Source organism: Streptomyces odontomachi, from assembly GCF_024435355.1.
Lineage (GTDB): Bacteria > Actinomycetota > Actinomycetes > Streptomycetales > Streptomycetaceae > Streptomyces > Streptomyces odontomachi.
The window spans coordinates 304939-317022 of record NZ_JAMJWG010000011.1; the positions used below are offsets into that span (position 1 = coordinate 304939).

Annotated in this window: 8 protein-coding genes; 5 read left to right on the forward strand and 3 right to left on the reverse strand. The window is 70.5% G+C overall.

Annotation, left to right across the window (positions count from 1 at the left end; all coding sequences use genetic code 11):
- Positions 1 to 127: 127 nt before the first annotated feature.
- Positions 128 to 1099, reverse strand: coding sequence for a pectate lyase family protein (locus NQO67_RS23465; protein ID WP_255952154.1), 972 nt, complete (start codon positions 1097 to 1099; stop codon positions 128 to 130).
- A gap of 1079 nt (positions 1100 to 2178) precedes the next feature.
- Between NQO67_RS23465 and cimA the strand changes: the two genes are divergently transcribed.
- From cimA to NQO67_RS23480, 3 genes are all read left to right on the forward strand, one after another.
- Entirely contained in the window at positions 2179 to 3804 is a 1626-nt protein-coding gene (cimA, locus tag NQO67_RS23470; RefSeq protein WP_255952155.1) for a citramalate synthase, read from the forward strand.
- A 373-nt stretch (positions 3805 to 4177) separates the two neighbouring features.
- Entirely contained in the window at positions 4178 to 6661 is a 2484-nt protein-coding gene (locus tag NQO67_RS23475; protein WP_255952156.1) for a glycoside hydrolase family 3 N-terminal domain-containing protein, read from the forward strand.
- 439 nt (positions 6662 to 7100) lie between these two features.
- The gene (locus NQO67_RS23480) at positions 7101 to 8501 is read left to right on the forward strand and encodes a hypothetical protein (protein WP_255952190.1); all 1401 of its coding nucleotides are present in this window, start codon (positions 7101 to 7103) and stop codon (positions 8499 to 8501) included.
- Between the two features lie 20 nt (positions 8502 to 8521).
- On the opposite strand, the gene NQO67_RS23485 is transcribed toward NQO67_RS23480, so the two are convergent.
- Complete coding sequence (locus NQO67_RS23485) at positions 8522 to 9040, reverse strand: MarR family winged helix-turn-helix transcriptional regulator (RefSeq protein WP_255952157.1); 519 nt, start codon at positions 9038 to 9040, stop codon at positions 8522 to 8524.
- A gap of 65 nt (positions 9041 to 9105) precedes the next feature.
- On the opposite strand from NQO67_RS23485, the gene NQO67_RS23490 reads away from it, so the two are divergent.
- A complete protein-coding gene (locus NQO67_RS23490; protein ID WP_255952158.1) occupies positions 9106 to 10203 on the forward strand; it encodes an FUSC family protein in 1098 nt (365 codons plus the stop codon).
- Here the strand turns inward: NQO67_RS23490 and NQO67_RS23495 are convergent.
- A complete protein-coding gene (locus NQO67_RS23495; protein ID WP_255952159.1) occupies positions 10187 to 10783 on the reverse strand; it encodes a YceI family protein in 597 nt (198 codons plus the stop codon). The genes NQO67_RS23490 and NQO67_RS23495 overlap by 17 nt on opposite strands.
- 491 nt (positions 10784 to 11274) lie before the next feature.
- Between NQO67_RS23495 and NQO67_RS23500 the strand changes: the two genes are divergently transcribed.
- Complete coding sequence (locus tag NQO67_RS23500; protein WP_255952160.1) at positions 11275 to 11802, forward strand: hypothetical protein; 528 nt, start codon at positions 11275 to 11277, stop codon at positions 11800 to 11802.
- Positions 11803 to 12084: the final 282 nt, after the last annotated feature.

The following is a 12084-nucleotide window of genomic DNA, read 5'->3' on the forward strand; positions in this document are numbered from 1 at the left end:
TCCTCGCTGCTCGTGGAACGCCTGGCGTGCGGTGCGAGGACGATAGCCGGGGGCGCCGAACGGGACAAGGGCGCCGGAGCCCTTGTCCCGTGGTGGAACGTTGTTTCTCGGCGCGCCGCAGCCGGTCTCAGATGTGTCCCACTCCGGAGCCGCCCGTCACGATCGACTTGACGCTGTCCGCCGAGTCGAGCGAGTAGTTGTACGACGGGGTGCTGACCGAGCCGCCGGTCTGGCCGGAGCCGGAGTTCACCAGCTTGTTGTTGCGGGCGACCAGCGAGCCGGGGCCGGAGTCCGCCTCACCCAGGTGGTACGGGTCGTCGACGTTCTCGAAGTAGTTGCCCTCGACGAGCACGCCGGCGTTCTCCGTGGAGGCCACGCCGTAGCCGCTGTTGTTGTTGAAGTAGTTGTTGTACACGTGCACCGGGTTGCCGAAGCGGACCCGCGGGTTGCGCTGCACGGTGCCGTCGAACCAGTTGTGGTGGTACGTGACGTGCAGGTGTCCGATGTCCTCGGAGCCGTTGTCGTCGCTGTGGCCGAGCAGGCAGTTCTTGTCCTGGTTGTGGTAGTGGTTCCACGAGACGGTGACGTTGTCCGAGGCCCGCTTGACGTCGGTGGCGCCGTCGTAGGCGTTGGAGATGTCGTTGTGGTCGATCCAGACCTTGGTCGAGTACTGGACGTTGATCGCGTCGTCGTTCGACCCGGTGAACGTCAGGTTCTGGATGATCACGTTGCTGACGCTCGCCACGTTGAGACCGCTGCCGGTGATCTTGCCGCTGGTGCCGACACCGACGATGGTCTTGTTGGACGCCACCTTCTGCATGGAGGAGAGGTTGATGGTGCCGTTCACCTGGACCGTCGTCGCACTGCTGCTGGTGACCGCCTTGATGAAGTCCGTGGCGTTCGACACGGTGACCGTGGAGCCACCGGCACCTCCGGTGGTGCCGGCGCCGTAGCCCACCGCGCTGCCGGCCGTGATGCCGGGCTGCGACGCGGTCTCGGCCGCGGCACTCTGCCACGCGGTGAATCCGGCGACCGCGGCCACGGCCGTCGCCACCGCCAGCGCCTTGCCTGTCTTGGTCCGCGCGCTCGTCCTGCGCATGTCAATCTCCATCCGGTGTGTGGGGTTGGTGCGGGCTGCATAGAGCTACGTGCTACGTGCTACATGGAGCTGTTTCCTGCCTGGAGCTGCGTGCCTGGAACAGGAACCGCGTGCGTGTACGTGCGTCTACGCGTGTGCGTGCGTGCGGCGTCTGCGTCCGCAGTGGCCCAGGTAACGGGCAAGGAGCGACGCGTCGTGAAAGGGGCCGTACATGCACCCGCCGAGCCGCGCGGATCCCGGCGTGCTGACGATGCTAGGCAGAGCCCTGTGGACGATGACGGGGCGTGTGTGGACTATGACGCGCGACACACTCCGCCGACACCCCGGCAGCCACCCCGCACACCGCCGGCCGCTGCCACCCCCCTCGCACCACCAGCACGATCCGGCACCACCAGCCTCCGGCACCCTCAGGCCCACCTCCGGCACCACCACCCCGCCTGGCACCCTCAGGTCCACCTCCGGCACCACCAGCCCGCCTGGCACCCTCAGGCCCACCTCCGGCACCACCAGCCCGTCCGGCACCCTCAGGCCCACGTCCAGCACCACCAGCCCGTCTGGCACCCTCAGGCCCACGTCCAGCACTACCAGCCCGTCCGGCGATTGAGGACGAGGCCGTCCAGGCCGAAGGGGGGTCTGGGGGCGCAGCCCCCAGGGGGACGGCAACCGATTCAGGACGAGGCCGTCCAGGCCGAAGGGGGATCTGGGGGCGCAGCCCGCAGGGGGACGGCAACCGAACGCAACCGGCACCGAGTCATCGGCGAACCCCAGCGGAGCGCCCCGGCTCGCATTTTGAGACACACCCCGCATCCCGCCCAGTCATGTGGTTGACTGCCTGCGTGTCCTCGTACGCCATGATTATTGGCAGCAGGCGCGCCGGTCCGCAGTGACCGCTGCACCGTGAAATCCCACGGCAGCGGCACCGTGCCCCAGACCCGCGCGCAGACCTCTCGCACCCGCGAGGGGTCTTTTCGTTATCCGGGGAGACCTCCCGGACACGAGGCGCACGCGGCCCGGGGTGCACATGGAGCCAGGCAAGGTCCAAGGCCAGCCAGCCACCATCCGACAGGAGTCACGACAGCATGAACGCCACCGGTCAGGTCACCGGCACGAGCCCCACCGGGTCTGACGACTTCCATGTGTTCGACACCACGCTGCGCGACGGCGCACAGCGTGAGGGCATCAACCTGACGGTCGCCGACAAGCTGGCCATCGCTCGCCACCTTGACGACTTCGGCGTGGGCTTCATCGAGGGCGGCTGGCCGGGTGCCAACCCGCGCGACACCGAGTTCTTCGCCCGCGCGCAAGCGGAGATCACCTTCCGGCACGCCCAGCTGGTGGCCTTCGGCTCGACCCGCCGGGCGAACGCCAAGGCCTCCGAGGACCCGCAGGTCAGGGCGTTGCTCGAGTCCGGCGCTCCGGTGATCACCCTGGTGGCCAAGTCGCATGACCGGCATGTCGAGCTGGCGCTGCGCACCACCCTGGACGAGAACCTGGAGATGGTCCGCGACACCGTCTCCCACCTGTGCGCCCAGGGCCGCCGGGTGTTCGTCGACTGCGAGCACTTCTTCGACGGCTACCGCTCCAACCCCGCCTACGCCACCTCCGTCGTACGCGCCGCCAGCGAGGCGGGCGCCGACGTGGTCGTGCTCTGCGACACCAACGGCGGCATGCTGCCCGCCCAGGTCCAGGCCACCGTCGCCACCGTGCTCGCCGACACCGGCGCCCGGCTCGGCATCCACGCCCAGGACGACACGGGCTGCGCGGTCGCCAACACCCTGGCCGCCGTCGACGCCGGCGCCACCCACGTGCAGTGCACCGCCAACGGCTACGGCGAGCGGGTCGGCAACGCCAACCTGTTCCCGGTCGTCGCCGCCCTGGAGCTGAAGTACGGCAGGCACGTACTGCCCGAGGGCAGCCTGAAGGAGATGACCCGCGTCTCGCACGCCATCGCCGAGGTCGTCAACCTCACCCCGGCCACCCACCAGCCGTACGTCGGCGTCTCCGCCTTCGCCCACAAGGCCGGCCTGCACGCCTCGGCGATCAAGGTGGACCCGGACCTCTACCAGCACATCGACCCCGAACTCGTCGGCAACCGGCTGCGCATGCTGGTCTCCGACATGGCCGGCCGCGCCTCCATCGAGCTGAAGGGCAAGGAACTCGGCATCGATCTGAGCGGCGACCGCGAGCTGGTCGGCCGGGTGGTGGAGCGGGTCAAGGAGCGCGAGCTCAAGGGCTACACCTACGAGGCGGCCGACGCCTCCTTCGAACTGCTGCTCCGCGAAGAGGTCGAGGGCCGCGCCTGCCGCTACTTCCGCACCGAGTCCTGGCGCGCCATCGTCGAGGACCGCCCCGACGGCACGCATGCCAACGAGGCCACCGTGAAGCTCTGGGTGAAGGGCGAGCGCATCGTCGCCACCGCCGAGGGCAACGGGCCCGTGCACGCCCTCGACCGCACCCTGCGCGGCGCCCTGGAGGGCTTCTACCCGCAGCTCGCGGAGCTGGAGCTGGTCGACTACAAGGTCCGCATCCTGGAGGGCAAGCACGGCACCGAGTCCACCACCCGCGTCCTGGTCACCACCTCCGACGGCAGCGCCGAGTGGTCCACCGTGGGCGTCGGCGACAACGTGATCGCGGCCTCCTGGCAGGCCATGGTGGACGCCTACACCTACGGACTGCTCCGGGTGGGCGTCGAGCCGACGGAGTAACGGCCGCGGCACGGCCGGGCGCCCCGGCCGGCCGGTGTGACCGATGGGGACATCGCGCGTCAAATCCGGGTACCTCGGATCGGCGGGCACCACCCCGCCGTGATCTGAGGGGCCATCACCTCGGCCGGCGTTCACGACTTGAACGCACATCGCCCCCGGAGCCCCGGCCGACCCCCAGCGGAGCGCACCGTCACTGGTCTGGACCGAAGCCTTGACGCTGGAACGGACAGAGACTTAACTCAAGGCGTGAATGGGCCTGTTCGATGGTCTTCGAGGGGTACGGAGACCGGAGGGCAGGCCTCCGCCATGAGCGCGGGCGGCGGGCGCAGACCCGCACCACTCAGACGCCCGCAGTTCCGCCGAAGGGACGACCATGCGCACCAGAGCCTTGCTCATCTCGGCCGGCCTGCTCGCCGGCCTCCTCCCTTTCGCCTCGGCCGCCACCGCGACCGGGGCCGGCGACGCCACGGCCGGCGTCGCCACCGATGCCGCGGTGTACCCCGTCACGGGTGGGGACGCCGCACAGGTGAAGATCTCCCTGACCACCTCGGGCGACGCCCCGACCAAGGCGCCGGTCACCGTCGCGTACCGCACGGACGGCGGTACCGCGGCGCCCGGCACCGACTACCGCCCGGTCTCGGGGACGGTCACCTTCCCGGCCGGCTCGTCGCCCGGCGCTTCGCGCACCGTCACGGTGCCCACCGAGGCCTCCGACCACGCCCGCACCGCCCGCACCATCGCGCTGGAACTGGACGTCACCGGGGCCACGGCGCCACGGCAGACGCCACGCGTCGTCGTCGACGCCCAGCACATGCCGTATCTCGACGCGAGCCTGCCGATCCGGGACCGCGTCTCGGACCTGCTGGGCCGGATGTCGCTGGCCGACAAGGTCGGCCAGATGACGCAGGCCGAGCGTGCCGCGATCAAGAACCCCGCGGACATCACCACCTACAAGCTCGGCTCCCTGCTCTCCGGCGGCGGTTCCGTACCGTCGTCGAACACCCCGCAGGGCTGGGCCGACATGATCAACGGCTACCAGGACCGTGCCCTGGCCACCCCGTTGCAGATCCCGATGATCTACGGCGTGGACGCGGTGCACGGCCACAACAACCTGGTCAACGCCACGATCACGCCGCACAACATCGGCATCGGCGCCACGCGTGACCCGGCCATCGCCGAGCAGACCGGCGAGGTCACCGCCGCCGAGACCCGTGCCACCGGCGTCCCCTGGGCCTTCGCGCCCTGCCTGTGCGTCAGCCGGGACGAACGCTGGGGCCGCTCCTACGAGTCGTTCGGCGAGGACCCGGCGCTGGTCGTGTCGATGGAGACCCTCATCCAGGGCCTCCAGGGCCCGGCCGACGGTTCCCAGCTCGCGCAGAACGACAAGGTCCTGGCCACGGCCAAGCACTACGTGGGGGACGGCGGCACCATCTACGGCACCTCCACCAACGGCACGTACACCATCGACCAGGGCATCACCAAGGTCACCCGCAAGCAGCTCCAGGACATCCACCTGCCGCCGTTCGAGGAGGCCGTCAGGCGCGGCGTCGGCTCGGTCATGCCGTCGTACTCGTCGATGCAGATCACCGACGAGGACAACAAGCCCCTGAAGATGCACGCCGACGGTGACCTGATCAACGGCACCCTCAAGGGCGACATGGGCTTCAAGGGCTTCGTGATCAGCGACTACGCGGGCATCGACCAGATCTCCCCGGACTATCCGACCGACGTCCGCACCTCGGTCAACGCCGGCATCGACATGGTGATGGTCCCCAACAAGTACACCGACTTCGTCAAGGCGCTCACCGACCAGGTGAACGCCGGGAACATCACCCAGGCACGTATCGACGACGCCGTCTCGCGCATCTTGACCCAGAAGTTCCAGCTCGGCCTCTTCGAGCACCCCTACGCGGACACCAGCGGCGCCGCCGACATCGGCTCCACCGCACACCGCGAGGTGGCCCGCAAGGCCGCGGCGGAGTCCCAGGTGCTGCTGAAGAACGACGGCGGCGTGCTGCCGCTGAAGAAGGACCAGAAGGTGTACGTCGCCGGGTCCAACGCCGACGACATCGGCAACCAGACCGGCGGCTGGACCGTCACCTGGCAGGGCTCGTCCGGCAACATCACCAAGGGCACCACGATCCTGGCGGGGATGCGCCAGGCCGCCCCGAACGCGCAGATCGACTACTCCAAGGACGCATCGGCGTCGACCAGCGGCTACGACGTCGGCGTCGTCGTGGTCGGCGAGACGCCGTACGCGGAGGGCATGGGCGACGTCGGCAACGGCAACGACCTGGCGCTCACCGCAGCCGACAAGGCCGCCGTCGACCGGGTGTGCGGTGCCATGCCGTGCGCGGTGCTGGTCGTCTCGGGCCGTCCGCAGCTCATCGGCGACCAGCTCGACGAGATGGACGCCCTGGTTGCCTCCTGGCTGCCGGGCACCGAAGGCGAGGGCGTCGCCGACGTGCTCTACGGCAGCCGGCCCTTCACCGGCCAACTGCCCGTCACCTGGCCCAAGTCCGAGGCCCAGCTGCCGATCAACGTCGGTGACCAGACGTACGATCCGCAGTTCCCGTTCGGCTGGGGTCTGACCACCACCGGGGCATCGCTGCGCGGTGGTGAGCACACCCTCAAGGCGCTGCGCGACGCGGCCAGGGCCGCCGACCGCGGACACGCCACGAAGGCCGGGCGTACCGCCGTCGCCCAGGCCCGGCAGCTGGTCCAGCAGACGGTCGGCGACCAGCTCACGGCAGCCGTCGCGAAGCCGTTCGCCGAGGCCGACCATGCGCTGCTGACCGGCCACTACGAGACCGCGGTCGCCAAGCTGACGACCGCGTACGAGGCGGTGGGGCGCTAGCGCGCCCCGCCTGCAAGGGCGCCCTACAGGGGCGCGGGGCTGGTCACATCGTGCGGCTACCGCCGCGTGGGCGCGACAAGCCACGACGAGACCGTCGGGTCGGCACTGTCCCGAAGGGGCTGGTCCTGTCGTAGCCAGACCACCGGCCGGTGGGTGGTTGCTCGCGCCCGCGCGGCGGAGCCGCACATCAATACAGCCCCGCGCCCCTTTCATGGGCGCTGCGCGCCCAAACCGGCCCGGCGGCCAGCCATGTCCGCCGATGCACCTCCGCGAATCCCCCCATTCGTGGGATATCGGGTAGCGTCGAAGTATGAACGAGCGTGTCTCCGGCACCCTCTGGACGCCCGGGCAGGGCGCCCGGAAGGGCGCCGGACACCCGCCGTCGGGCGCCCCGCGCCCGACGGTGCCGCGCCGCCTCGCCCGGCTGCTGGTCGCCCTGATGGCGGCCCTCCTGACCGCCCTCGCCGCCCTGACCGCGACCGCCGCCGCGTCCAGCGGCCCCGCTCCGGCCGCCCCCGCTCCGGCGTCTCGTACGGCCGTCGCCCCCGCGGCGCTCACGGCCGCCGATGTCTCCCGGATCGCCGACTCGCTGCGCAAGAACCCGGTCTACGTGGACCCTGCGGCGAGGTCCCAGCTCTCGCCGTCCGACGCGCAGGCGCTCGCCACGAAGATCAAGAAGGCGGACAAGCCGGTCTTCGTCGCCGTCCTGCCGGCCGGGTTCCCCACCCAGAACCTCTTCCGCGATCTGCGCACCGAGACCGGCATCACCGGCCTGTACGGCATCCGCCTGGGCAACGCCTTCGACGCACGCGCCGACAGCAGCGTGCTGACCGGCCGAGCGGTGACCAATCTGGTCGACTCGGTGCAGGGCCAGAACGCCCGGACCCAGCTCACCTCCTTCGTGGACCAGGCCGTGCGCGGCGCCCACGGTTCGGCGCCGTCCTCCTGGGGAGACGGCTCGGGCGGTGACGGCGTGCCGACCGGGGCGCTGATCGGCATCGGTGCCCTGCTCGTGGCGGGCGGCGGCGCCGCGTACACGATCAGCCGGGTGAACCGCAACCGGCGCGTGGCCGAGCAGCGCGCGGCCCTGGAGAAGCTGCGGGTCGTCGTCGACGAGGACATCACCGCGTACGGCGAGGAGTTGGACCGTCTCGACTTCCACCCGGCCGAGCCGGGCGCCGACGACGCGATGCGCACCGACTACGAGCACGCCCTGGACGCCTATGAGACGGCCAAGTCCAAGATGGCGGCCGCGCAGCACCCGCAGGACGTGCGGGGCGTCACCGAGGCCTTGGAGGACGGCAGGTTCTCGTTGGCCAGGCTCGCCGCCCGGCGGACCGGTCGGCCGCTGCCCGAGCGCCGTCCGCCGTGTTTCTTCGACCCGCGGCACGGCCCGTCGGTGACGGACCTGGTGTGGGCGCCGCCCGGTGGTGCGGAGCGCGAGGTCCCGGTGTGCGCCGCGGACGCGACCCGGCTGCGGGAGGGCGCCGAGCCCCTGGTGCGCACGGTGGACACCGACTACGGGCGGCAGCCGTACTGGCAGGCCGGCCCCGCCTACGGACCGTGGGCGGGCGGCTACTTCGGCGGCGGCCTGCTGCCCGGCCTGCTGGTCGGCACGCTGCTCGGCAACATGATGGCCGCCCCCTCCTACGGCATGTTCTACGGCGACGGGTACGGCGACTTCGGCGGCCCCGGGTTCGACGGCGGCTACACGGGCGGCGACGACTCCGGAGGCGACTTCGACCCGGGCGACTTCGGGGGCGGCTTCGGCGACGGTGGCGGCGGCTTCGGGGGCGGTGGCGACTTCGGCGGGGGAGGCGACTTCGGAGGCGGCTTCTAGGGCCTGTGCGACGCAAGACCCTAGTCCGCCGGTGCCTCCTCCACCCCGGCCAGCCGCTCCATGAGCGCGCCGGCCAGCCGCAGCACCTCACGTTCCGTCTCGGTCAGCGTGTCGAGGGCGGCGGCGAGCCAGACGTCGCGGTTGGCCATGTCCTCGACCAGCACCCCGCGGCCCCTGGGCGTGACGCTGAGCAGCGACTGCCTGCGGTCCTCGCGGTCAGGTGACCGTACGATCAGGCCCTCCGCCTCGAGCTCGGCGAAGGTCCGGGTGAGCGACTGTGGGCGCTGTCGCTCGGCGGCGGCGACCTCGCCGGGGGTGGACGGTCCGTGCCGGCCGAGATGGCTGAGCACGCCCAGCTGGTTCGGGGTGAGGCTGCCGGCGGGGCGCTCCTGCCGCAGCCGCCTGCCCAGCCGGACGATTCCGCGCCGCAGCGCAACGGCCTGCGCGTCATGCGGCCGCGCATCCGAGGAGTTCACCGAGACCATGCGCTCAGCGTAGATCCACGGTCGCTGTATCCAGTAGATCCACGGTTGCTGCATCTATACGCGGAGCGTATGAATATCACGGCACGCTGTCCGGGAAAACTCCAGCTACGATGGCCATCATGCCGCGAGCACCAGTAAGCGATGCGTATGAAATGGCCCTCACCATGGCCGCCACGCTCCTCTCCTTCACCGCTGCGCTGTTCATCGAGCGTGCCGCGCATCTGCACGCCGACGTCCTGGTGCTCGCCGTCGTGCTGTCGCTGTCCCTGGCCAGGGCCCAGCGCCACGCGGACACCCGGCAGCGGCTCAGCGCCCTGGTGCTGATCCCCGTGGTGGCAGCCGGTGCCACCCTGCTCGGCAGGTTGATGTCGGTGCACCTGGCCTACGGATCTGCCGTGTTCACCGTGCTCATGGCCGTGCCGATCTGGATCCGCCGCTACGGCCCGTACGCCACGAGGATCGGCACCCTTGCCACCCTGCCGCTCGTGGCGCTCCTGGTCCTGCCGCGCCCTGCGCTGCCACCCCGTGCGGAGGGCGCCCTCGCAGGCTGGGCCTGGTCCGTGCTGGTCGGGCTGCTGGCGGCGGTGTCGGTCTGGTCGGTGCAGGGCGCCGCTGACCGCTTCGGGATGGGTGGGCCCGAAGGCGTCGCGGCCGCACCCCGTCGTCGTCGCAGCAGCCGGTTGCGGCCGCGGCCCAGTACCCGGATGGCCGTGCAGATGGCGCTCGCGGTGGGTGCGGGCTTCGTCGTGGGGAAGGCGGTGTTCGGCACGCACTGGCCGTGGGTGGTGTTCACCGCGATCCTGGTGGGCAGCGGCAACCGCGGACGCCGTGATGTGCTCCGCAAGGGCCTGGAGCGGCTCGCCGGGGCGTGCGGGGGCACGGTGCTGACGGCGGTCGGTGCCACGCCCTCCGGTGTCGGCGGCACCCCGTGCGTGGTGCTGATCTTCCTCGTGCTCGCGGTGGCCCTGTGGCTGCGTCCGCGCGGCTACGCCTACTGGGCGGCGGGTGCGACGGCGGCGCTGGCCCTGCTCTACGGATACTTCGGCCAGGATGCGCAGGACCTCCTGCCCACCCGGCTCGGCGCCATCGTCGTGGGCGCTGCCCTCGCGGTGGCGGCGGCCTGGTGGGTGCTGCCGGTGCGGGGGCGGGGGAGCCGGGCGGCAGGCGACGGCACCCCGCCTGCCGCCCCCGCCGCGCCGGTTACGCGGTCTGCTTGATCGCCGAGAGGTCGAAGTTCAGCTTGATCCGGTCCGAGATGAGCACCCCGCCGGTCTCCAGGGCGGCGTTCCAGGTCAGTCCCCACTCGGAGCGCAGCAACTCGCCGGTGCCCTCGAAGCCCACGCGCTCGTTGCCGAACGGGTCCTTCGCGTAGCCGTTGAATTCGAGGTCGATGCTGATCGGCTTGGTGGTGCCGAGGATCGAGAGGGCGCCGGTGATCCGGTAGGACGTGCCGCCAAGCGCCTCCGCCTCGGTCGACCGGAACGTCATCGTCGGGTACTGCTCGATGTCGAAGAAGTCCGAGCTCTTCAGATGGGCGTCACGTTCGGCCGATCCGGTCGTGATGCTGTCCATCCGCACGTCGAACGATGCGTTGGAGGCGGTCGGGTCGGCGCCGTCCAGGTGCAGCGTCCCTTCGAACTCGGCGAAGCTGCCCTTGACGTTGGTCACCATGGCGTGACGCGCGGTGAAGCCGAGTGAGCTGTGTGCCGCGTCGATCGTGTAGTCGCCGGTCAGGGCGGCCGCGTCGACGCCCGTCGGCTCGGGTGCGGTGTCCTTGCTGCGACCGAAGATGCTCATGTCGTCCTCCTTGGTGCGGGTCTCCAGTGGACAGGGCCCGGCTCGATGGAACGGGTGCCACGCGTCGGCGCCGCCGCTCCAGGAGTCGTATGTTGAACATTGAACAACTTCAACTCTAGAAAGCTTCCCGGCCCGTTTCAACATCAACGCGGCGTGTCGCCACGGTGACATCAGGGCGCTTCGTCCCGCCCTCTGGCCAACGCGCGTAGAACCGGGCACCATCTCTTTGCTCCGCCTGCACGACCGCTCCAACGGCCCCCTTCGCGGGGAGGGTTGATCGCGCCACCCGTGTGCAGGAATGCGCACGGCGATGCCATCGGCCCGTGCGGCCGTCCGGAGCACGTTCCAGCGGCACCGGACGTACTCGGTCGTGTGTGGCAGCACGGGTACGACCCGGCGTTACCAACGGTACGGCCGTACCGGGTGACACCGGCAACACCGGCAGCATCCGGAAGTGCACTCGGCAACCTGAGCAGGGAGGAACCCCCCTCATGAAGAAGTACGGCAGACTCGGCACGGCCCTCGGCGCGCTCGCCCTGGTCCTCGGCGCCCTCTTCGCCCCCGGCGTCGGCGTGATCACGGGCGCGTCGGACGCCTCAGCGCAGGCCACGGTCACCAAGCTCACCCAGGCACAGGCGGAGTCGATGTTCCGCGCCGCGGGCATCACCTGGTCGTCCTCCGGCGGCTGCACGAACCGGAACAACTCGACGTGCACCTCGTTCGACGGGCTCAACCAGGCGACGGCGCAGGGCGCGGTGACCCTGAAGGGCGCGTGCGGCTGCTCGATCAACATCACCGGTGGCACCGAGGTCGGCCACGCCAGCGGAACCTACTCGCACTACAACGGCTACAAGCTCGACTACAGCGACTACTCCGGCGTCAGCAGCTACATCAAGGGCGCCTTCACCTACATCGGCCTGCGCGGCGACGGCTACCCCCAGTGGCAGGCGGCGTCGGGCAACCTCTACGCGGACGAGGGCAACCACTGGGACGCCACCTACTACAGCTGCGGCTGCTAGAGGGACACCGAGGGACACATCGCACGGGCGAGTTTTGTGCGACCCCCACAATCCCTCCGGATCTCGCGGGGCCGGAGGGATGCTCGTGACAGGCCCCTGAGCAGGGGATTCGACTGTGCTCCGAAAGGGTTCTGTTAAGGGCTACCAGGAAAACGGGCCGGAGACTGTGCAGAGTCGACGGCCCGTTTTGCTGTCTGACTTCGTATGGTCACTACATGACCGTTATGGACGAGACCGCTGTCCCGGGGGGCGAGCCCACGGACGCGCGCGGGCGTGTGGCGG

Coding starts and splice junctions, on each gene's coding strand:
- NQO67_RS23465 (WP_255952154.1), bottom strand. CDS start 1,099: ATGCGCAGGACGAGCGCGCGGACCAAGACAGGCAAGGCGCTGGCGGTG.
- cimA (WP_255952155.1), top strand. CDS start 2,179: ATGAACGCCACCGGTCAGGTCACCGGCACGAGCCCCACCGGGTCTGAC.
- NQO67_RS23475 (WP_255952156.1), top strand. CDS start 4,178: ATGCGCACCAGAGCCTTGCTCATCTCGGCCGGCCTGCTCGCCGGCCTC.
- NQO67_RS23480 (WP_255952190.1), top strand. CDS start 7,101: ATGGCGGCCCTCCTGACCGCCCTCGCCGCCCTGACCGCGACCGCCGCC.
- NQO67_RS23485 (WP_255952157.1), bottom strand. CDS start 9,040: ATGCAGCAACCGTGGATCTACTGGATACAGCGACCGTGGATCTACGCT.
- NQO67_RS23490 (WP_255952158.1), top strand. CDS start 9,106: ATGCCGCGAGCACCAGTAAGCGATGCGTATGAAATGGCCCTCACCATG.
- NQO67_RS23495 (WP_255952159.1), bottom strand. CDS start 10,783: ATGAGCATCTTCGGTCGCAGCAAGGACACCGCACCCGAGCCGACGGGC.
- NQO67_RS23500 (WP_255952160.1), top strand. CDS start 11,275: ATGAAGAAGTACGGCAGACTCGGCACGGCCCTCGGCGCGCTCGCCCTG.